General features: G+C 68.6%; 15 protein-coding genes and 1 riboswitch. Of the genes, 3 read left to right on the top strand and 12 right to left on the bottom strand.

All coding sequences use genetic code 11. From position 1 onward, the window contains the following. The first annotated feature begins 80 nt into the window (after nucleotides 1–80). Entirely contained in the window at nucleotides 81–2,345 is a 2,265-nt protein-coding gene (metE, locus tag AB0K10_RS22405; protein WP_363686335.1) for a 5-methyltetrahydropteroyltriglutamate--homocysteine S-methyltransferase, read from the top strand. A gap of 79 nt (nucleotides 2,346–2,424) precedes the next feature. Here metE and AB0K10_RS22400 read toward each other — a convergent pair whose 3' ends face one another. From AB0K10_RS22400 to AB0K10_RS22385, 4 genes are all read right to left on the bottom strand, one after another. Beyond that, complete coding sequence (locus tag AB0K10_RS22400; protein ID WP_363686333.1) at nucleotides 2,425–3,324, bottom strand: ABC transporter substrate-binding protein; 900 nt, start codon at nucleotides 3,322–3,324, stop codon at nucleotides 2,425–2,427. A 76-nt stretch (nucleotides 3,325–3,400) separates the two neighbouring features. Beyond that, nucleotides 3,401–3,646: a LysE family transporter gene (locus tag AB0K10_RS22395; RefSeq protein ID WP_363686331.1), complete on the bottom strand. Its 246-nt coding sequence runs from the start codon at nucleotides 3,644–3,646 to the stop codon at nucleotides 3,401–3,403. 23 nt (nucleotides 3,647–3,669) lie between these two features. Beyond that, nucleotides 3,670–3,798 (bottom strand): hypothetical protein, encoded by a 129-nt coding sequence (locus AB0K10_RS22390; RefSeq protein WP_363686329.1) that lies wholly within the window; start codon nucleotides 3,796–3,798, stop codon nucleotides 3,670–3,672. Nucleotides 3,799–3,801: 3 nt separating this feature from the next. Next, entirely contained in the window at nucleotides 3,802–4,314 is a 513-nt protein-coding gene (locus tag AB0K10_RS22385; RefSeq protein WP_088988982.1) for an acyl-CoA thioesterase, read from the bottom strand. Between the two features lie 130 nt (nucleotides 4,315–4,444). Then, nucleotides 4,445–4,660: riboswitch (cobalamin riboswitch) on the bottom strand. A 10-nt stretch (nucleotides 4,661–4,670) separates the two neighbouring features. Between AB0K10_RS22385 and AB0K10_RS22380 the strand changes: the two genes are divergently transcribed. Next, nucleotides 4,671–6,344 (top strand): recombinase family protein, encoded by a 1,674-nt coding sequence (locus AB0K10_RS22380; RefSeq protein WP_363686327.1) that lies wholly within the window; start codon nucleotides 4,671–4,673, stop codon nucleotides 6,342–6,344. A gap of 134 nt (nucleotides 6,345–6,478) precedes the next feature. Here AB0K10_RS22380 and AB0K10_RS22375 read toward each other — a convergent pair whose 3' ends face one another. Together AB0K10_RS22375 and AB0K10_RS22370 are read right to left on the bottom strand one after the other, a co-directional pair. Further along, nucleotides 6,479–9,115 carry a DUF2075 domain-containing protein gene (locus AB0K10_RS22375; RefSeq protein WP_363686325.1) on the bottom strand — a complete coding sequence of 879 codons (2,637 nt, stop codon included), beginning with the start codon at nucleotides 9,113–9,115 and terminating at the stop codon, nucleotides 6,479–6,481. A 649-nt stretch (nucleotides 9,116–9,764) separates the two neighbouring features. Further along, nucleotides 9,765–10,835, bottom strand: a complete 1,071-nt coding sequence (locus AB0K10_RS22370) for a site-specific integrase (RefSeq protein ID WP_363686323.1) — start codon at nucleotides 10,833–10,835, stop codon at nucleotides 9,765–9,767. 830 nt (nucleotides 10,836–11,665) lie between these two features. Here AB0K10_RS22370 and AB0K10_RS22365 point away from each other — a divergent pair. Further along, the gene (locus AB0K10_RS22365; RefSeq protein WP_363686468.1) at nucleotides 11,666–15,187 is read left to right on the top strand and encodes an AAA family ATPase; all 3,522 of its coding nucleotides are present in this window, start codon (nucleotides 11,666–11,668) and stop codon (nucleotides 15,185–15,187) included. On the opposite strand, the gene AB0K10_RS22360 is transcribed toward AB0K10_RS22365, so the two are convergent. The 6 genes from AB0K10_RS22360 to AB0K10_RS22335 all read right to left on the bottom strand — a co-directional run bounded on the left by AB0K10_RS22360 (nucleotide 15,182) and on the right by AB0K10_RS22335 (nucleotide 20,722). Then, nucleotides 15,182–15,481, bottom strand: coding sequence for an NIPSNAP family containing protein (locus tag AB0K10_RS22360; protein ID WP_363686321.1), 300 nt, complete (start codon nucleotides 15,479–15,481; stop codon nucleotides 15,182–15,184). The genes AB0K10_RS22365 and AB0K10_RS22360 overlap by 6 nt on opposite strands. 605 nt (nucleotides 15,482–16,086) lie before the next feature. Continuing rightward, nucleotides 16,087–17,445, bottom strand: coding sequence for a hypothetical protein (locus AB0K10_RS22355; RefSeq protein ID WP_363686319.1), 1,359 nt, complete (start codon nucleotides 17,443–17,445; stop codon nucleotides 16,087–16,089). A gap of 1 nt (nucleotide 17,446) precedes the next feature. Continuing rightward, a complete protein-coding gene (locus AB0K10_RS22350) occupies nucleotides 17,447–18,040 on the bottom strand; it encodes a hypothetical protein (protein ID WP_363686317.1) in 594 nt (197 codons plus the stop codon). Between the two features lie 33 nt (nucleotides 18,041–18,073). After that, nucleotides 18,074–19,537, bottom strand: a complete 1,464-nt coding sequence (locus tag AB0K10_RS22345; RefSeq protein WP_363686315.1) for a S8 family serine peptidase — start codon at nucleotides 19,535–19,537, stop codon at nucleotides 18,074–18,076. 526 nt (nucleotides 19,538–20,063) lie between these two features. After that, nucleotides 20,064–20,600 carry a hypothetical protein gene (locus AB0K10_RS22340; RefSeq protein ID WP_363686313.1) on the bottom strand — a complete coding sequence of 179 codons (537 nt, stop codon included), beginning with the start codon at nucleotides 20,598–20,600 and terminating at the stop codon, nucleotides 20,064–20,066. Beyond that, nucleotides 20,594–20,722 (bottom strand): hypothetical protein, encoded by a 129-nt coding sequence (locus tag AB0K10_RS22335; RefSeq protein WP_363686311.1) that lies wholly within the window; start codon nucleotides 20,720–20,722, stop codon nucleotides 20,594–20,596. The genes AB0K10_RS22340 and AB0K10_RS22335 overlap by 7 nt, the downstream gene beginning before the upstream one ends. Nucleotides 20,723–21,481: the final 759 nt, after the last annotated feature.

Genomic DNA, 21,481 nt, shown 5'->3' with positions numbered 1-21,481 from the left:
GAGGCCCGGTCGTCGGCCGGTGCCCTGCCGTTTCTTCCCGTGTGGTCGGTGGTCGACCTCGAGGGAAGGACACCCGTCTCGTGACCACATCGTTCGGGCTGAGCACCGTGCTCGGCTATCCCCGCATCGGTCCGCACCGGGAACTCAAGCACGCCGTCGAGTCCTACTGGGCGGGCCGGATCGACGCGAACGCCCTTCAAGAGACTGCCGCCGGCCTCCGCGCCGACGTGTGGCGCGCACTGCGCGACGCCGGCCTGGACGCGATCCCGTCGAACACGTTCTCCTTCTACGACCAGGTACTCGACACCACGGTCCTGGTCGACGCGATCCCCGACCGGTTCCGCCGCCTCGGCCTCGGTGACCTGGGCACCTACTTCGCCATGGCGCGCGGCACCGAGCGCGAGCCGGCTCTGGAGCTGACGAAGTGGTTCGACACCAACTACCACTACCTGGTGCCGGAGGTCGGCCCGGACACACCGTTCACCGCTCGACCCGACAAGGCGGTACGGGAGTACGCCGAAGCAAAGGCGCTCGGCGTCACCACCAGGCCGGTGCTGGTCGGACCGGCGACCTACCTCCTGCTGTCGAAGGCCACCGAGGACGCGCCGGAGGGCTTCCGACCGTTCGACCGGCTCGATGACCTCGTCGCGGTCTACGCCGACATCCTCGGCACTCTGGCCGACGCCGGGGTCGCCTGGGTCCAGCTCGACGAGCCCGCGTACGCCGCCGACCGAACCTCGGACGAGATCGCCGCGCTACGCGCCGCGTATCGCCGGCTCGGCGGTGTGGAACACCGGCCACTGTTGTTCGTCGCGTCGTACTTCGGTGACCTCGGAGACGCGCTGCCGGCGTTGCTGGGCACACCGGTCGAGGCGGTGGGCATCGACCTCGTTGCCGGGCCGGGCAACCTGAAAAGGCTCGCCGCCGCTGGGCCGCTGCGGAACAAGACGATCGTCGCGGGGCTGGTCGACGGGCGCAACATCTGGCGTACGGACCTGCGCGCCGCCACTGCGGCCGGTGCGGTGCTGACCGGGCTGGCCGATCACGTCGCGGTGTCGACGTCGTGCTCGTTGCTGCACGTGCCGGTGGACCTGGCCGCCGAACCCGACCTCGACGTCGACCTGCGTGCCCGGCTGGCGTTCGCCCGGCAGAAGGTCGACGAGGTCGTCGCTCTCGGTCGCGCCCTGCGCGACGGCGTCGGCGTGCTTCCCTCTCCCCCACCCGCCGCACCGGCAGCCTGGCGAAACGACGCGGTCCGCGCCCGCCTGGACGCGCTGCGGCCCGAACACGTACGCCGGGGACCCTACGAAGAGCGAGCCGCCAAGCAGCAGGCCCGACTGGGCCTCCCGCCGATGCCCACCACCACCATCGGGTCGTTCCCACAGACCTCTGAGCTGCGGCAGGCTCGGGCGGCGCACCGGGCCGGGCGGCTCGACGGCGCCGGTTACGCCGAGCGGATGCGCGCCGAGGTCGCGCACGTCATCGCCGTGCAGGAACGTCTCGGGCTGGACGTGCTGGTGCACGGCGAGCCGGAGCGCAACGACATGGTGCAGTACTTCGGCGAACAGCTCGACGGGTTCGCCGCCACCGTCAACGGCTGGGTGCAGTCGTACGGCTCCCGCTGCGTGCGCCCCCCGATCATCTACGGCGACGTCACCCGGACCGGCCCGATGACCGTCGCCTGGTCCACCTACGCGCAGTCGCTGACGAACCGACCGGTCAAGGGCATGCTCACCGGACCGGTGACGATCCTGGCCTGGTCGTTCGTCCGCACCGACCAACCCCTCGCCGACACCGCCAACCAGGTCGCCCTCGCACTACGCGACGAGGCCCGCGATCTGGAGGCCGCCGGCATCCGCATCATCCAGGTCGACGAACCCGCGCTGCGGGAGACACTGCCGCTGCGCCGGGCCGAACAGCGCGCCTACCTGGACTGGGCTGTCCGGGCGTTCCGGCTCGCCACCAGCGGGGTCGCCGACGCCACCCAGATCCACACCCACCTGTGCTACTCCGAGTTCGGCGAGGTCCTGCCCGCGATCGACGCCCTCGACGCCGACGTCACCAGCATCGAGGCGTCCCGGTCGAAGATGGAGATCCTCGACGATCTGCGCACCACCGGCTACCACCGGGGAGTTGGCCCCGGCGTGTACGACATCCACTCCCCCCGCGTACCGGAACAGGCGGAGGTCACCGACGCGCTACGCCGCGCCGTCGCCGCGGTGCCCGCCGACCGGCTCTGGGTCAACCCCGACTGCGGCCTGAAGACCCGCGGCTACCCGGAGGTCGAACAGGCCCTGACCCGTCTGGTCAGCGGCGCCGCCGAGATCCGCAGCACTCTTACCTGAGCGCGCGGTGGGGCGGCGGCACGCCGCCCCACCGCGGCGTGCGACAACGCGCATCCGATGCCCGTGTCGGCCAGGCGGGTCAACCCGCGTCGACGGAAACCCGCCGAGCGCGGGCATCCGGGCGGTCGGCGAGGATGGCGGCGAGGATCTCCGCGCCGTCGACGACCCTGGGACCGGGGCGGTTGAAGTAGGCGGGTCCGTCGACCACCCACACCTGCCCCTGACGAACCGCGGGCAGGTCGGCCCAACCGGGTTGCCCGGCCGCCACGGACAGCTCGCCGATGGTCCGTTCGGGCGTAAAGCCACACGGCCCGAACACCACCACGTCCGGGGCCAGGTCGGCGACCACCGACCACAGGTGTGGGGTGCTGTGCGCCCCCGGACCGCGAAGCAACGACCGGCCGCCCGCGAAGGCGATCTGCTCGGGCACCCAGTGCCCGCCCGGCATCAGAGGGTCGAGCCACTCGACGAACAGCACCGTCGGCGCGTCGGGCGACGGGCCGGGCAGCGCGGCGAGTCGACGCTCGGCGTCCGCCCGGATCTGCGCCGCCCTGCCCCCGGTGTCGGTCAACGAGGCCACGGCGTCGACCGTGTCCAGGATCCCGTTGATCGTCCTCGCCTCCAGGGACACCACCCTGGTATCGAGATCGATAAGCCGCACCGCGTCGTTGACCCGCGCATAGGAGACCGCGCACACGTCGCACAGGTCCTGGGTCAGAATAAGATCCGGCTTCACGTCCTCCAGCATCGTGACATCGAGCTGGTACAACGACGACCCTCGGTGCGGGTCGCCGGCGATCGCCGCCGAGATCTCCCGACTCGTCAACGCCTCGGGCAGAGACGTCCCCGTCACCACCGGCACACCGGCCAGGTTCCCCGGCGGCCAGTCACACTCGTGCGTGCGGCCGACCAGATGCCCGGTCAGGCCGAGCATGGCCACGATGTCCGTGGCCGCCGGCAGCAGGGAGACGATGCGCACGCCCGCCTGCCTACCAGGCATGACCACGCCACGTCCACTTCGCGAGCCGGACCACGGCGACGGTCACCGGGCCTCGCTACGACCCGAGCGCGAGGCGTACCCCGAGCGCGACGAACGCCGCCGCGCAGATCCTGTTGAGGCGCAGCGAGAAGCGACCGTCAGTCATGCGAGCGCCGAGTCGCCCGGCACCATCGCCCAGAGCGATGTCGACGGCGAGTTGCACCACGACGAAGACCGCACCGAGAAGCACCAGTTGGGCGGTGGCATTGCCCCGTGCCGGGTCGACGAACTGAGGCAGGAACGCCACGCTGAACAGGATCATCTTGGGATTGAGGAGATTGGTCACTAGTCCACGCAGGAAGGCCCGCGCCGAGCCGCCACCCTGCTCCGGCTCATGTCCGGGCCGGGCGTGACCATGAGGACGACGATCGCGGCGAGGTAGCCGGCCAGCGTCGCAACGGAGAGTCCGGGCACGATTCAGCCCTCCTCGGCGCCGTCGAGCAGCGCCCGCCGCAGGGCCAGCCGATGCTCGCGGCGGATCTCGGCCTCCCGGTAGCGACGCCGGTCCCCGTCGGTCTCCGGCAGCAGCGGCGGAACCGTACGCGGCTGTCCGTCGTCGTCGATGGCGACCATGACCAGGTGGGCGGTGGCCACGTCAGTAGGCGGCACCGCCCGGTCCCACCGGTCGGCGGTCACCTTGACGGCCACCTCCATCGAGCTGCGGCCGGCCCAGGTGATCCGGGCGTCGACGTGCACGACGTCGCCGACCCGCACTGCGCGCAGGAACGCCGTCTCGTCGATCGCGGCGGTGACCGCCGGCCCGTCGGAGTGCCGGGCGGCGACCACTCCGGCAACCGAGTCGATGAGGTTGAGGATGCGGCCACCGTGGACCGTACCCATCAGGTTGGTGTGGTGCTGGTCCATGATCTGCGACAGGGTCAGGTGCGACGCCGACGGCGCTCGGCCGGCGATCGTGGCGGTGTCGTGCACAGCGGTAGTCCGTCCCTCGGGAAACCACACCACCGGAACACGGACACACACTGACGAGGACACACCGGCGCAGATCGCACACGGCACGTCACCCGCTCAGCCCACCCGCGAGGCCGACGGCAGCGCACACGGTCGTGTGCGCAGCACTGGCAGGTCTTCGGACTCGCGGGCCCGACCGGCTGCGCCGGTCCCCTACTGGCCGTCGCTTCCCAGGCCACTGGCCCAGTGCTCATGACGGCGGTCGTTCCCACTCACCGCTGCGGGGCAGCCCCGGATTCCCACCGGGTTCCCTCTTACGACGCCCAACCACCTCGTGACCGGGCGAACCAGCGCCGCCCGAAGCATAGCCCGTGTAGATGACTTGCTCAGATGCCGGGATCCCCGGCCATCAACGGATGGAACCACTCGACGATCAACCTGGGAGGGTAGGAGGGCTAAGCCCATCCGCACGAGCCGGACACCCTGTCCGCCTGCCGCAGGCTTACACGAACAACACTCATACCTCCCCGCAAGCATCTCCCGATCGTGGAGGTCCTATGGCGACGAGGACAATGACAGAACGGGGACGGAGCACTCTTTCGTCCTGGGCCGCCGGGCAGCGGAAGCTACGGCCACAACGGTTCACTCCGGCTGCGGATGGGCTGCGCTTCGCGTTCTATGGACGGATGTCCACCGTCGGCTTTCAGGATCGGGCGTCGTCGTGCCGGTGGCAGCGCAACTACGCCGAAGACCTGGTCGCCGGTCATGGCCGGATCGTGCTGGAGTTCTTCGACGAGGGCGTCTCCCGCCGCGTGCCCTGGCCGGACCGGCCGCAGGCGTCACGGCTGCTCGACGCCATGACTGATTCGACACGCGGGTTCGACGCGGTCGTCGTTGGGGAGTACGAACGCGCCTTCCACGGCCAACAGCTTGAACAGTTGACCCCTACCCTCGTTCGGCACGGCGTGCAGCTGTGGCTGCCGGAAACCTATGGGCCGGTGGACTTCAACAACCCGCGACAGATCGCGCTGCTGGACCTGCTGGGTGTGCACTCCCAGCGGGAGGTGTCCCGAGCCCGGCATCGCACGACCGCGGCCATGCGCGCTCAGGCAGAGTTGCAGGGCCGACACCTTGGCGGCCGGCCACCCTACGGCTACCAGCTCGCCGACGCCGGCCCTCATCCGAACCGCGCCCACGCCGCCTGGGGACGGCGCCTGCACCGCTTGGAGCCCGACTCTGCCACCGCACCCCACGTCCGGTGGATCTTCGAGCAGCGGCTCGCCGCCCGGAGCGTGGCCAGCATCGCCCGCGCCCTCAACGACAACGGCGTCCCGTGCCCGTCCGGCGCCGACCCAGCGCGTAACCCCCACCGCAGCGGCCGCCAATGGATGCTCACCACCGTCGCGGCGATCCTGGCCAACCCCCGCTACACCGGGCGGCAGGTCTGGAACCGTCAACGCACCGACCGTGATGCCCTCCCTGAACAGGGAACCTTCGACCGACACCACGAGATCCAACGGTGGAGCGCCTCCACCGACTGGGTCATCTCCCGCGAGATCGCGCACCCTCCGCTGGTCAGCGAAGAACACTTCATCGCCGTCCAGGCAATCCACACCGCACCGACCCCCGCCGACGGCATCCTCCGCCGCTACGTGTTGGCCGGAGTGATCTGCTGCGGCGTGTGCGGCCGAATCATGGACTCCCACTGGATACACAGCCGACCCGGCTACCGATGCCGCCACGGACACACGAGCACCCGCACCAGGACCTCCGCCCAACCGAAGATCCTCTACATCCGGGAAGACCACCTGCTCGACCGCATCCGACACGACAAAGGGCTACACCGTCGCCACCCCGCACTGCGCAGCCCCGACCCGGAAAAACTCGCCAACTACATACGCACCAACAACATGATCATTGTGGGTGACCACCACGCCTGGACCATCGAAGCCGAGACCGCGATCTACCCGCTCACCCCGGCGGGGAGCCTCCTCGCTACGACAGCAGAAATCCCCGCCCAACGGGACGGGGATCGCTCGAAACGCGGATAAGAATCACGCTTCGTGTGGAAATAACGTGTCCGAGGGGGGACTTGAACCCCCTCGTCCAGCATCCATGCACCAGATAGGTGCTCATGCATTCAATCTACCAGCCAGGCCATCGACCGGCGGCCCCGACGCCGGGACTACATCCGAGAGGCCAGGTAGGCCTGAGTCTCGGGATCTGCGGAGTACAGGATTACCCCTCGCATGCCCCGGCTCATCAGTACCCGGTAGGTGTTGCGGATGAAGCGGTCGGCGGCTTCGTCGCCTACGGCGCGACCGGCGAGGAATAACGGGTCCTTCGACTCTGAACGGCGGGTAACCAGCCGACCATCGCGGGCAACAAGGTCGGGGCCGATGATGACGCCGGACCAGTCGTAGTCGAAGCCCTGGACGGTGTAGACGGAGCCGATCTGACCGAAGCCGTTGGGGTCGGTTGCCCAGAAGGCGGAACCCGGGGCGCCGGCAACGCTGCGCTCACTCTTAACGATCCAGGGCCGTGCCCATCCGCCGATCTGCACGTCTGGCACAAGCGAGCCGTCAGGTTGCGGGTCGCTCCACGGCCAGCAGTAGCCGGCCGATATCCCCGCCGACTCACCAGCGGCATGCTTGTCGGCGAGCATCGCCTCCATCTCTTCCGGCGAGTCAGCCATACGCAGGTCGAAGCGTCCGTCCCCGACCCAGTTCATCGGCGTGCCGTCGTCGATGCCGAGCAAAGCCTTGGTCCATTGCTCGTAGGCGCTGCTGCCGCTGTAGCGGAACTGGTCATTCAAGAAGACAAACTCGATCTCCAGGCCGCGCTGCCCGGCGTGATGGGTGATGAGCGGCAAGCTGCCCGGTCCACCAGGCCTCCCGACTAGGTCCTCGTCGAGGAGGAAGACCGGTACCCGAGCAGCTTCGATGAGCTCGTCAATCTGCGGCCTTGCGCGGCCACGCCCGATTTGCGCCGCCTCTCGGTTCAGGGAGATTGCCCGAATACCATGGGCCTCATCACAGACCAGCACGTCGAGTTCGTCGCGTTGAGCGTCCGTGAAGCTGCTGAAGTAACGAAACAGGCTCTGCACCCGCAAATCTCCCTTAGCGACATCACGGCGCAATGTCTCGGTGAACGGCCTCGCCCCGGTGGCGTGCATGACCGAAAGACCCCTCCGGGCCAGCTCGCCAAGCAGAGACAGCCCGATAGCGCTCTTCCCCGTACTTGTTCCACCGGAGACCACCACCACCGTCTTGTGATTGGCGGTACGGGAACGATCTACCGCTCGTAACACCAGCTCGTATGCCAGGCGCTGTTCATCCAGCAGCCTGAAGTGGGATCGCTCCTGCAGCTCCCGCCCGGCGAATTCAAGCAAGTTCCTGCTAGGACGTACAGCGCTCGTCAACAGGCGGTCGGCTGCACCAGCGCCGGAGGCGGGCGCAAGATTCGCGCGTAGATAGTTGAGAAACTGCCTACTTCGTTGGCTAGTGAAGACTGAACCTTGGCCGGCATCGCGGCGGGTGAGTAGCTCACTGACGTCTTTATCAAGTGCACCGTACAGGTAGGCGGCACCCCGAATTGACCTATGCCCGTTTTCGAACGCGCCGAGAACGTCATTCAGATATTCGCAGTAGGCGTCAACCTGCACGCCCGGATGCAGACGCGGTGCTTTCACGCCCCCGACCGTCACCAGAGAGTCAGACCCAGGTGAGGACTCCGCATGCGTCCACGCCTTCAGCTCGACAACCACGTATGAGTCGTCGCCGGTTTCCGGGTGCTCCCCGGCAAGCACCAGGTCGACACGTCTGGTGGTCAGTGGCAGCTGGAAACCCATGATCATTGAGACGGCGCCAAGGCCACCCACTACAAGATCGTCAACCAATGACGCAGATCGGCGCATTGCCGAACGGATCTTGGCCGCCAATACGGGGTCTGAGTCGGGGTGGGGGGGACCGGTGACTGCCTCAGGCAGTGCGTTCTTGGCGATGAGTTGCTGCAGCTCGGAGACAGTCAGGGTAAACGTGACGTCAGCGAGAGCTAGGTCAGGACTGACGGGCAACGAATCACCTGCTCGGTTCATGGTGGCACTTGCACCGCCGCCTAGGCCGGAGGGGCGGCGCGGAAGTGCGCCACCCGAACCTTCCTGTAAACCTCCCAGAAGGAGCGTGGAAGCCGCCGCGTTTGCCAGACCGAAGCGCGACTTGGTCAACGCCACCAACACCTCATCCGGCGGCTCCGGACGATCCCGACGCCGACCGGAGGCTACCCACTCGTTCCAGGCGACAAGCCACGAGAGTGCTCGAGCATCCGAGAAGAGGATGATGCGCCGAAGGCAAGCGCTCAGCGCCCCACGATGCTCTGGACGGGATGGGGTCCGCTGGACCCCCCCACGGATCCGCAGCCGGCCACTGGACAGGACTTCGACACCAGGAGTAGTCCGCAGCGCCTCATTAAGCCGATCCCAGGAACACCGCAGCTGCACCTGCGCATCCGCCTGATTGGGCAAGGTCAACGTGACGACGTTGCGCGCCGAGGTCACCATGAAGGCCTCGCCCTCCCCGCCGCCTGTGGTCATGCCCGGGGCGCAGAGCATGGCGGCAAACTGCTCGACCGCGTTGACCGGAACTGTGACGTGAAGCGCCGACGACAGCGGTCGTACGGCCTGCACCGGCAGCGGAAGGCACTGTCCCGCGACGTCCGCCGATAGGAGACGCGAGGCAAGGAGAAGCTGATTCATAACAGCCGACTCCACGGCTGCTTGAGAAAAGCTATGAGCATCAGGCAGCAATACCTCTCCCGCCGGCATCGCCGCTACGAGAGTCTGTGCCTGTTGGTAGGTCTCCCCGGTATAGCGGGTCCGGACGCGCGCGAGGTCCTTGATCTGATGGCGGGTCATCGAGCACGTCGGCCGCTCGCACCACCAACAGCGTCGCGACTCCAAGCCCGCAACTCGCAAAGGAGGCGGACAGCCAGGTCACCGTGCGACTGGGGCCTCACCGCCACAAACAGCAAGATCGGTGCGATACACAGCGCTACAAGCATGATGGGGATGTGGGCGATCGCGACGATCAGCGGTCGCACCACCGTGGCCGGTAGAGCCGCAAGGTCGATTGAGGGCACGCTCGTCTCCCGGTCCGTTGCCCGGCCAACGGCAGTCGAGATGACGCACCTACAGGGACCAAACTGAACTACGCGGAGGGTGCCTCACCCCTCAGTCGCCCTCGCTGAACCTCAGCCGGGAGGCCCATGACGACTCGGTCACCGTAGTTGACCAAGTGAAGAGTAGCGGGTCCTGTCAAACCAGATCCGTAGGCGCCGCCCAGGCCCTCACCGAGCTGCTCGCGGACCATCGGGACTGACCATCGCTACATGTTCGTCAACGCAGCAAAGCGCCCGTCGCCACCCTCCGGCCGCAGTCCCCGGCGGTGCCTCGACAGGGCTCACCGCGCTGCCGCTTACGGTGCGGCGCTGTTGCGTCGGTTGCCCGGCAGCGCTCTAACCACTCCGGGTAGCAGCGGATGCGACTCGCCTGTAAGCGCTACCAGAGCCTCAGCGACCTCGTAGACGTCTGCTCGCACGTAGGTGCTCGTCGTGCCTGCATCGGACCTGCCGTTGTGACCCGCAAACGCTCGGGCTACGGCATAGCCGAAGCTCCGCTCCACCCAGGTCAAAGTCGTATGGCGTAGCCAGTGGGTACTGACTTGCTGGGTAGCCACCCAGGGCAGGTGCCTACCGACGCGCTGCCAGAGATGGTCGTGGCGTCTGCTCGTGATCGGCCGACCATTGCGGTACCGGAGCAGCCGCTCGGTCGGATCGCCACAACCTCGGTCATCGGAATACTGTGCAAGTTGCCTGGCCAGCGTCGGCGAGATCGGCTGCCACCGTACGGTCTCGCCCTTCTCGTGCAGCCGAACCATGCACTGCTCCGTGTCGAGGTCCGCACGCCTGAGTGCGAGGCCCCCACCCCTCCTACAGGCGGTCTCGATGTGTAGGCGCAGTACGAGGGTGTCGAGCTCAGGATCGTTTCCGGTGGTAGCCGCGACCTCGTTGATCGAGGCAAGCTGGGCCTCGGACAGGGCTCGCCTGGTGCTGGCTAGGCGTCGCGGCTTCGGCACCCGCTTGGCCGGGTTGGCGGACTCGGCGATGAGACCGTCGGCTTCGGCGTAGCTGTAGATGCACCTGAGCGAGGAGATGAGGTGCTCGGCGGCTGTCCGCCCACCGCGCGAGTTCCGTCGTACTACCAGTTGTTCCTTCATCCGCTCGGCAAGCTGCCTGATCTCCAGAGGGCTCGGCTCGTCCAGGCGCCTGCTGCCCCAGACCTCTCGCACCCGCTTCCAGTAGGTGCCGTAGACCCGCCCGGTACCCGCTGTTACGGCTTCAGCAACGCGGTCGATGTACTCGTCGAAGGTGGGAACGACTCGAGGCACGCTGGGCGCGGTCAGGAGCTGCTCCGGCGTTACTCCTAGTCGAGCCAGGAGAAGGCGGGCCGCCGCCAGGTCGTCGTCGCTGCTGAAGGTCGTGCCCATCACGGAGCCTCGTGCTCGCCGAGATGTTGCGTGACCATCAGCTCCACGGCACTCATGGTGTACGCCACCAACATGCCGCGGTCCGGATACGCCATTACCAGAAGACGGTGACCTGTTCCGAGGCCGCAGCTCCGCCGCACCGATGGTGGGAGGACCAGGTGGCCTTGCCGGTTGATCGACCACTGGCCGTCATGCCGTGCAGTCGCCGTGATCGCGCTGGCCCTACCGGTGACATCGACCGCGCGGCCGACGAACCATCCGAGAGCCTGGAGTGGCCTGCGGTCAGCCAGGCGACCGCTGGCATCGACTGATGTCACCGCGCAGAATGCCGACTGGGGTTTGACGTTCCGCATAAGGTGCGGGAGCGGCAATCCGCGGCCAAAACGACCGTCGGGGCGCTCGTAGCGAACGGCGCGCCCCTGACCACCTTCGCGTGCGTCCCCTGCCGATCCGGCTACCTCACGCTTTCCATGCAACACGCGATCACCTCCCCGTGAGCAGCTCCAGCAGATGTCTGGTGTGGGCATCCCGTGCTGTGATCAGCATCGGCACTCCCCGACGTCAGCTCTGACCATGCCGCCGCACGGTTACCGTGCCGCTGCCTGTATGAGCGGCTCAAGGCCGGGAGCGGCAACGCCTCGCCGCCGGGATCGAAATGACCGAGGATCGCCGCGACCGCGTCGAGGCAGCCCGAGTCGTGGCAGAACTTCGACACCAGCGGGCGTCGGTGCGCGCAAGGGAGAGGCGTGTCCAGCACGCTTCCGTGACCTATTGATGCGAGCGCAGACCCGCTACCGTGATGCCATCGGGGATCATCGTTGGGGGGATTGGTGCGGCCGAGTCGACGTCCACCCATCGCCCTCCAACTGTCACTGCTCATCATCGCCGTCCTCCTGGAGATCGCGGCCAACTTCTTCGCTAACGCCGACACGTCACCGCTGACAGCCGGGATCCGTCAGGCCGCCGGTCCGGCGCTGATCGTCCTGCTGGTGGTGCTAATCGTCGGGAACGGCTTGGTGCTGTGGTGGCAGGCGCCTCGCAGTCCGCGGCCGATGTGGCGGTCGGACCGCAGCCCCTATCCCGGGCTCTCCGCCTTCACCGAGCAGGACGCGTCGGTGTTCTTCGGCAGAGATGAGCAGGTCACTGACCTGGTGCGGCGGATGCACGAGCTGGGGCTGGACGCGTCCGCCCGGTTCGTCTGCGTTACCGGCGCCTCAGGCAGCGGCAAGTCATCCCTGGTCCACGCCGGCATCGTTCCCCGGCTGCGAGAGGGACGTTGGCAGGTGTTGCCAGCGCTCACGCCGGCGGGCGAGCCGCTCGGTGTGCTCGCGGACCTGGCGGTCACGCTGGGCGCAGCCGACCGAGCCTCCGCGCTGCGGGAGGTGCGGTCCCGCCCGGACAGCCTCGCCCGCCACCTGACGACCTGGCGGGCTCGTAAGGGACATCGGCACGGGCGCGTCCTGCTGATCCTCGACCAGCTCGAGGAACTGGTAACACTATCCAGTGCCGCCGAACAGGCCACGTTCCTGGAGCAGATCGCGACGGCGCTCGACGCCGACCGGAGGCTCTGGGTTGTCGCGACGCTCCGTGTCGAGTTCCTCGCCGACCTTCTCGCCGGGCCCCGCCCGGAGCTCTTCGCGAGCCCGGTTGCGCTGGGCACCATGCGGCCGGCGGACCTCGTCGCGGTCGTGGAGCAGCCCGCCCAGCTCGTCGGATTGCGCTTCGAGGACGGGCTCGTCAACCAGATCGTCGCTGACACCGCCACACCGGACGCGTTGCCACTGCTGGCGTACCTGCTCCAGGAGCTGCACCGGGCAGCTGGCCCGGGCCAGGCGGCTACCCGCCAGGCGTACCAGGCACTCGGTGGTGTCGCGGGGGCGCTGGGCCGCCAGGCCGACAGCGTCATGGCGGACGTGCGGCGCGAGAGCAGCACTGAGGACGTACTGGCTACCCTGCTCCTTCTGGTAGCGATGGAGGGCGCCGAGCCGACCCGACGCAGGGTGCCGCTGCGGGACCTGTCTGACATTCAGCGTCGGGTGATCGGCGTCTTCACCGATGCTCGGCTGCTGACCATCGACGTGACCGACGGTGAGCCGTACGCGCAGGTCGCACACGAAGCGTTGTTCCGCCGGTGGGCGCCGCTGCGCCAGCAGGTGGAAGCACGGGCGGAGCAACTTCGTCGGCGTACCGAGCTGGAGCGGTGGGCAGCGGACTGGGTCCACGCCGGGCGCAGCGCCGACTACCTGCTCACCGGGGAGCGACTTGAGTTAGCCGGGCAGTGGCTGGAAGCGATGGAGTCCGCCGGCCAGGACAGCCCCGCCGCCCACGCCCTGGTGAACGCATCCCGCAGCCGGGACACCGCGTTCCTGCACCGGGTGTCCGAGACGATCGGGCAGTTCGCGCTCGGCAACGTCGACCGCTATCCGGAGCTCGCGGTGCTACTGGCCTCGGCCGCCCTGCAGGAGTGTCCACCAACGCCGATCGCCCGCCGGGCCCTGATGGCAGCGCTGGCGTTCAGCCACACCGAGGCGGTGCTCGCCGGGCACACCGACGCCGTCCGCGGAGTCGCCTGGTCACCTGACGGCACCCATCTCGTCACCGCGTCCAGGGACGGCACCGCACGGATCTGGCACGCGGACACCGGCACCGTCGTGCGGGTACTGAGTGGGCACACCGGCATGGTGGACGCCGTCGACTGGTCACCCGACGCTACCCGCCTCGCTACCGCCTCCCGCGACGGCACGGTCCGGGTGTGGGACGCCGCAACGGCGGCAACGGTCGCGGTGCTGCCCTGCGCAGACGTGGCACGGGGCGTCACCTGGTCCCCCGACGGATCCCGGCTCGCCGGATCGAGCCGGGACCGGACAGTCCAGGTTTGGGACACCACCACCTGGCAGCTGACCGCCTGCCTGCTCGGCCACGAAGGAGACGTGTGGGGCCTGCGGTTCGCCCCCGACTCCCGCCGGCTGGCATCCGCCTCCCACGACCGGTCCGTCATCGTCTGGAACCTCACCACGGCCAAAGCGGAGCGGAGGCTAACGGGGCATGGTGACTTCGTCGAGGCCGTCGCCTGGTCCCCCGACGGGAACCAGCTCGTCACCGGATCCGGCGACCAGACCGTACGGATCTGGGACGTGACCACCGGTGAGACCCGACACGTCATCGGCGGACAGGGATCACCCGTCTGGTCGGTCGCCTGGTCCCCCGACGGTCGCACCGTCCTGTTCGCCAGCGGCGACGGCAGCGTCCGCGCCTGGGACGTCCACCGGCTGCGGGAGATGGCTGAGCTGCGGGGGCACTCCCAGGTCACCTGGTCCGTCGCTCTGTCCCCTGACGGACGACGAGCAGTCAGTGGCTCTGGCGACGGCACCGCCCGTCTGTGGACGATCCAGCCGCGCGGCGCCGAACGGCGCCTACTCGCCGGACACGACGGACCGGTCACCGCTCTTGCTCTGGACCGGACAGCGAAGATCGTCACCGGCGGCGCCGACGGCACTGTCCGAATCTGGCAGGCGGACGGCACGGCTGACGTGATCGCTCTGCCTGAGCCGGTCTTGGCGGTCGCCTGTTCGCCGACAGCCGACCTGATCGCCGTGGCCGTGCGCAACGGATCGATCCACCTGATCGGCACCGACAGCGACGTGCAGATCGGGGATGAGGCGGAGTCGCTGGCCTGGTCACCGGACGGGTCCCGGCTGGCAGCAGGCTGCAAAGACAATTCCGTACGAGTGTGGGACGTCCGCACGAGCAGTTCTGCCGGCGTTCTGCGCGGACACGCCGACTGGGTGGGCACGCTCGCCTGGTCACCGAGCGGTCGATACCTCGCCTCCGGCTCCGACGACCGAACCGTCCGGGTCTGGGACATCGAACACCCCGGCGAGAGCACGGTTCACTCCGGGCATCAGAACTATGTGGACGGGCTCAGCTGGGCACCCGACGAGCGCCGGCTTGCCACCTGCTCCGCCGACTGGACGGTCCGCGTCTGGGACCTCACGGGAACCGACCAGCCACGGGTAATGACCGGCCACGACAAGCGCGTCCGCTCGGTGGCCTGGGCACCGGACGGCCGACGCCTCGCGTCCTGCTCAGACGACCGCACCGTACGGATCTGGGCCAGCGCGGACGATGACCACAGCGAGGTGGTCGGCGTTCACCGCGACGCTGTGACCAGCCTGGCGTGGCTGCCGGACGGGCGGCAGATCGTGACTGGCTCAGTGGATGGCACTGCCCGTGCGTGGGCGGACGCCGTCGACTTGAATGAGCTGACCACAGCAGCACGCTCACGGGCTTTCCGTGCGCTCACGAAAGACGAACGGCAGGCCCATCTACTACCTGGCACCGCGGACTCATAGCGTCTGCTCGACCTCGCGGGTCTCCTCGCCCACCAGGTAATCGTCCGGGTCCAAGCCGAGCGTCTTGCGTCGTTCCGACGCCCAGTACGCGGCGTTGGCCTCCTCGAACGACTCAGGGCCCTCGTGGGAGATCACCCAGATGTGCTGATTCCGCGCGGGGTCCTTCCACGACCCATGGATCTCGAAGCCAAGATCACGGCGCAGCGGGACGACCAGCCGCTGCCATCTGTCCACCCACTCATCCAGCAGCCCAGCCCGGACCGTGTACGTACGGATCTGCACAGTCCTTGCCATACCCGCCACCTCATTCGTGCCGTGATCCCAGGGCCTTACGCCATCGACCCTAGCCGAAGCCGTGGAACCAAGCCGGCCACAGCATCCACACTTCACGACGTCGGGCAGCCGCAGCGAGCCACGCCATTCCCGAAGCATCCGCCATCCTGTCTGCCATCGACCCGCCCCCCCGGGGAGCGGGCCGCCCGGCCCACCACCACCCGTGGACCTCGACGGCTCGTACGGACGCTGGCGGGCCGGGCGGCGGTCTGCTCGGCTTGCCCGGGTCGTTGGCAGACAGGATGGCCTACCGCCACCAACCTCGGAGCCGGCGCCCGCGGACGGCCCCCGACCATCCAGGAGCCGGAGCGCCCCCGCCGGAGGCGCAATGACCGCAAGCCACGCGTCGCGCAAGATTGTTGATCTTCATGGTGCAGAGAAGGCGTGTCAGCCGCCGTTGGGTCGGAACTCGCCGTCGTTGGGTGACGGCGCCCCCGCCGTTGGGCTGACCCGGCTCGCACCAGGTGTCCCGGTTTCCCGGAAGGCCTGCCGCGATCATTTTCGGACTCGGCCCAGCGACGACCGCGTGCCGTCAACGTGCGGATAACGCTGGTCGATGCCGAGATTCAGCGCAACACGCCGTCCGTGCCGTCGTCGTCCGCGCCCCATACGTCGTCGTCTTCCCTGAGCCAGGTGCCGTGTTGGGCCTCTTCGTCGCCGTCGGCGGCCCCGCTGTTCGTCCCAGTCAAGCCGCCCCGCACGCCACCGCCGCCCGCCCGGGCGCCCTTGCTGCCGGACCCACCCGGGCCGCCCGCGCCGACCATGCCAGGCGCCATCGCCGCACCGCCCCTGCTGGACGGACCATTGGCACCGCGCCCAGCACCACCGGTACCAGCCGCGCCACCCATCATCGGCGACATGCCGAGGCTGACCGGGCGGCCCAGGGAACCACCCCCCGGAATGGGGGCACCGGCCCCGCCCGGGCCTGCCGTGCCACCAAGGCCGCCGCCCCCGGCGCCCGGACCGGTAGCGCTAGGCGGGCCCCCGCCGGCGCCGAACCCGGAGTTCACGCCGGTGAGGGCACCCGTACCTGCGCCTGCGCCGGCTAAGCCGCTGCTGTACTCGCCGGCCAGAGCGCCGTCACCGAGGTCGCTGCCGACGCCCGAGGGCTTGCCGCTGCCGCTTACGGCGTTGCCGTCGTAGCCGCCAGAGCCGGAAGATAGGTCAGGGTGGGCACCCGAGCCGACGACTGCCCCGCCGGAGCTGACGTGCCCGGCTCCCAGAGAAGGTTCATCACCGAGACCGCCGGTTGAGGGCCCTCCGCCGAGGCCGGCTGCGTTACCGGCACCGCCAGTGCCTGGCAGACCTTCGAGGTCCACGCCGCTCGGGCCGCCGTCTGTGTACCGTTCCAGCACAGCGCCTCCGGGGGTCTCCCGCTCCCGGGCTGCGTAGTCGTCGCTGACCTGTCCGTAGGCTTTGCGCGCGTCCTCGGTGTTGTTGTTGAAGAATTCGCCGATCCGGTCGTTGAGCTGGCCGAGCTTCTCCATCGGCCAACTACCCGCGAAGTCGGCCCGGATGCTCGCCTCGAACAGCCCCGTCTCGATGACAATGGCACCGTTACGGGCCGCCGCCAGATCACCCACGCACCCCTGCGGAACCGGCATCGCATTCTGCGCACGCTCCAGATCCTGCGCGGCGGTTTGCAGGACGGTCACGATGCTCTGCTGACCGCTGCCCGACTCCCGGGCACCGTCAACGATCGTCTCGGCCTGCTTGGTCAGCCCTTCCATATGCGTGCGGAACGCGTCATACGCCGGGCCCCTCCAGCTCTCGCCGAGGTCGTGGATGTCGGCGTCCACCAGCCGTTTGACCTCCTCGACGTTGCCCAGCAGCGCCTGCCAGCCCAACGCGGCGCTGGCGATGTCGGTCGGCCGGCCTGCGACCAGCACCTGCCGCGCCATGTCCTCCCAGCTCGGAGCGCTCACATCAGACTCCTTCCGCGCTGGCGCCCGGACCGGGGCCGCCGGCCTTCAAGGTCCGCTGCATCTGCTGCGCTGACATCTTGTTCGCGTCCTCGGCGGTGTCGTACTGACGCTTGACCTCACGCAACGCATCGGCCGCGCGGTACATATCGTCGGAGAGATTCGTCAGCGACTCCGAGGTCGTCCGATGCAGACCATGGTGAGCAGCGGCCAGGCTCAGCCCTTTGGGAAAACCGCCCAGCGCGCCTCCGGGACTGGCCAGCGCCGCTTCGCCGCCGAGCAGGTCCTTGATCTCCTCCATGTCGACGGCGAGCCGGCGCAGATAGTTTGCGTGCCGCTCGATGTTGTCAGCGGCCGCTTCCAGACGGTCTGCCTCCCACTCGGTGACGTCGCGCTGCCCGGGCCCGTCCACGAGCTGCGACGGCGCCGATCCTGCGTCGGCGCGGACGTCGTCCTGACGGAACCCCACGGCCGGCCCGTGCGCAGCCACCGTGGCAATGGGACGCAACGGGCTGCCCGCCGGCATCGCGTCGGCGACGCCGGGCGGCACCCGCATCCAGCCCTCCACCTGCGGTGGACTCTTGCCCTCGTCGCTCATCTCCGTCCTCCCCGTTGATCGGTCGGTGGTGTGTCAGCGCTGGTGCGGGCCGCCCAAGCCCGGGGGCGGCGCGGTCCGATGCTGCCCCGATCCACCGGCCTGCCCCGGTAGGGACGAGGGTGGACGGTACGGCGGCAGGGGCGGAGTTGGATGAGGATGCTGCGCAGAATCCGGCCCCAGGGGCGGCGAACTTCCCGGCGGGCCGTACCCGGGCGGCGGGACGGCCGGGTGCCCGTACCCGGGCGGCGGGAAGCCTGGCCCACCCACCAGCGCTCTGCCCGGTTCGGGTCCGACTGGCGGCGCGGTGCGGCGGCGCCGGCGGCGGGCGACGACTACGGCCAGCACCACCGCGCCGATGACGACGGCCAGGCACAGTACGCCCGCGACGATGATGCCGGTCTTGTTCTTGACCTTGATGGCGACAGCCGGCCCTTCGGTCTGCGCGCCTTTCGGGGAGGTCGTCGCTCCATCAGGCTGCGCGCCGGCCGCCAGCAGCGGGTTGCCGTCCACGGCTGGCACCGGCCGCTGCAGCGCGGCAAGCGCGTCCACCGCGCCGAAGCCGAACTCCGGATCCCGACCCGGCACCCCCACGTCCCGGGCCGTCCGGATCAAACGATTGATCACGTTCGCCGCGTCCAGGTCCGGGTAGCGTGACCGCACCAGCGCGACCACCCCGGCCATGATGGCGGTCGCCTGACTAGTGCCCGAGGCAACCGCGTAACCGTTGTCCTGCACCGCCGTCGGCACGGGAGCGATGATGTCATCGCCCGGAGCCGCGAGGACCACCTCAGGGCCGGCGACCGAGGCGCGGGCGACGCCTCCCGATCGGGTTGTCGCATTGACCGCAATCACGCCGGGTGTGTTGGCCGGAGAGCTGACCGTCCGACCGCCCGCGCCGGTCGCCGCGACGAGCACGACGTTCTTGCCCAGGGCGTACTGGACCGCCTCAACGATCCGGATGCTGGCGCGCTGCTCGAAGCCGATGGACAGGCTGATCACGCCAGCGCCGGCATCGGCGGCCCAACGGATGTCCCGCGCCACCTCACCGTCGTAGCCGTTGCCCTCGCTGCCACTCAGCGCGATCGGCAGGACCTTCGCCTCCGGCGCGATCCCCAGCTGCCGGTTCCGGTCGCCGCCCCGCCCGACGATCAGGCCGGCCATCGACGTGCCGTGCCCCTCCTCCTTGTCCCGGTCGACCCAGCCTTGCGGAGATTCCGGCGGGGCAGCACCGGGGCGGCCGGCCAGTTGGCCCGCGAGCGCCGGGTGCGTCGCGTCGACCCCGCTGTCGATGACGGCGACCGTCACCCCACGCCCCTTGGTGATCTCATGGGCCCGGGGGATCTGCAGCGCATCGAGATACCACTGCAGGCCGCGTACCGTGTCGGCCGCCGACGCTGGAGCTGGCACGCCCACCACTCCCGACCCGACCACCGCGCCGACCATCGACACGGCGACGGCGAACTTCAGCACCGATCGGCGACCCTTACCCGTACGCACCGCACTCCCCGAACCTCGTCGACTCATTACGCGTTGCGGCTCTGGTCCGGCTCGAGCCGGACCAGAGCCGCACGTCTGATTTTCTCAGCCTCGCACCTTGGTTGGCCTTGCTCATCTCGATGGAGACGTCGTTGCACGGCCAGCACCGACGGCGCCGCCGATCTCATTCAAATCTTGCCGACGTCCTGGACGACGGGGCAGTCGCTGCTTGGATCTCAAACACCAGGTTCCGCCCTTTCCGTCCCTTGTGGCGGTGGATCCGCGAAGCGTCCTCCACCGCATGGCCGCCAACAACCCGGCGGCGTTGCAGGTGAGACGCTAGCGCAACGCGTCAAGATCCCGCCACCCTGTGTGACCAGGTGAGCCGGCGCGACACCTCGTGCAGGTAATCCGACCGTCGCCGTCCACGCCAGACTCGTCGGCAACCCGCCGCGCGGTTCGCCACCACAGCGGGGCCGGAGGTTGGCCAACCGTTGGTCAACGGTTGGGTGGTGCTGTGATCCGATTCAGCGCTGACCGTCCGGGATCAGCGACAGGTGATCTCCCGTTCGAAGTGGGCGCGCAGCGTGTCGTAGCTGACCCGCCCGTCGTCGGTGTCGAAGGAGAGCGCCGTCAGCGGAGTGTCGGCCGGGAACTGGGCCACCTGCTCGGGCAGGGCGACCGCGTCGGAGTACGACCGCCCGTCCGCCGTTTCCACCGCAACCGATAGCGTGCGGTCGAACTGTGCGGGCGGTGCCTGCCGAACGGTGCCGAAGCCGGCCCCGAGGACGATCAACCCATCGCGGGTGTCCGCACCGGCCGGACCCGTTGCGACCAGGTCCGCCGCCTCCCAGAGCAGCACCGAGTTGCCGCTCTTCTTCGCCGGTGGAACTGTGTGCACCTGTATCGTCCGCACGGTGTCGCCGGGACAGATCGGGGTGTAGACGGCCAGCCGGTCACCGAGGCGCACGAACCCAATCTGGTAGTCCGGGCGCCGCGGGTGCTGGCAGGCGACGCCCAGCTGGCTGAGGCAGAGCAGCAGCCCCGCCAGCAGACAGAGCCGACGCCGTCCGCGTTTCAGCATTGGCTGTACGACTTCCCCTTGGCGTCGGCCGCGACCTCGTACCGCTTCTGGCACGGGTCGTTGGCCACCCAAACATTTTCCAGGGTGTACATGTAGCCGAAGACGTAGCGTACTTCTTCCACTGGGCCACGTGTTCCTTCTCACGGGTGACCGTTTCGGCCGAGACCGGTCCCGGATCGTCGGTGAGGAAGGTGGTGCCACCGCGCTGGGAAAGCGGACCTCCGCCGCCCCGGCAAACCCGCAGCCCGCCCTGCGTCGTGCAGTTACCGCCGCTTATCGCCGCGACCCCTGCGACGAACGGGCCAGTCGCAACGTAGCGACAGCCAGCAACATCTGCAGCGCTTGACGCGCAATCAAGAGCAAAACTGCCGCTCCATCTAGGACGCAGATGAAGCGGCAGGTCAGAGCGTTGCACAGCGAGCACGTCAACGGCCAACCACCCACGCCGTTACCGCCAACAAAGATCATCCGTTACCGAATGTTGCCGCCGCAACCTGAGAAGATCTTCATCTCCCCAGGTCAATCAGTCGGGACGGCCGGATTCGAACCGACGACCCCTTGACCCCCAGTTTCACAACGATTCTGTCACGCCATGCCAGAACCGATTGATACGTCCTCCAATGCGGACAGAACCACGCCCCTTAGTGATACCCCCTGCCGGCCCATGTCAGCCACTCCCCAGCCTCGACGCTCGATCCGTTACCGGAGGTGTTACGGCCGTCAGTCAAGAGTCCGCTCTGACGTTGGGTCCAGGCAGCTCTGTGATGGACCGCATTTTCTGCAAAGCTTCCTAGGACAACATCGCCACTGCTGGCCGCCGAGTGGCCACAATGAGCGTCCAGTCCCCTATCTAGCAGGAGCCAGCCCTCTAGGACTTCCCG

This window comes from Micromonospora sp. NPDC049274, from assembly GCF_040678875.1.
Classification (GTDB): domain Bacteria; phylum Actinomycetota; class Actinomycetes; order Mycobacteriales; family Micromonosporaceae; genus Micromonospora.
The sequence above is the reverse complement of the archived record's forward strand: the minus strand, read 5'-3'. Positions and strand labels throughout refer to the sequence as shown.

What these genes read in the sequence shown, in the direction of transcription:
- AB0K10_RS22350 (WP_363686317.1), bottom strand. Translation starts at nt 18,040, where the DNA reads ATGAGCGACGAGGGCAAGAGTCCACCGCAGGTGGAGGGCTGGATGCGG.
- AB0K10_RS22375 (WP_363686325.1), bottom strand. Translation starts at nt 9,115, where the DNA reads ATGCCGGCGGGAGAGGTATTGCTGCCTGATGCTCATAGCTTTTCTCAA.
- AB0K10_RS22370 (WP_363686323.1), bottom strand. Translation starts at nt 10,835, where the DNA reads ATGGGCACGACCTTCAGCAGCGACGACGACCTGGCGGCGGCCCGCCTT.
- AB0K10_RS22340 (WP_363686313.1), bottom strand. Translation starts at nt 20,600, where the DNA reads ATGCTGAAACGCGGACGGCGTCGGCTCTGTCTGCTGGCGGGGCTGCTG.
- AB0K10_RS22380 (WP_363686327.1), top strand. Translation starts at nt 4,671, where the DNA reads ATGACTTGCTCAGATGCCGGGATCCCCGGCCATCAACGGATGGAACCA.
- AB0K10_RS22395 (WP_363686331.1), bottom strand. Translation starts at nt 3,646, where the DNA reads ATGATCCTGTTCAGCGTGGCGTTCCTGCCTCAGTTCGTCGACCCGGCA.
- AB0K10_RS22360 (WP_363686321.1), bottom strand. Translation starts at nt 15,481, where the DNA reads ATGGCAAGGACTGTGCAGATCCGTACGTACACGGTCCGGGCTGGGCTG.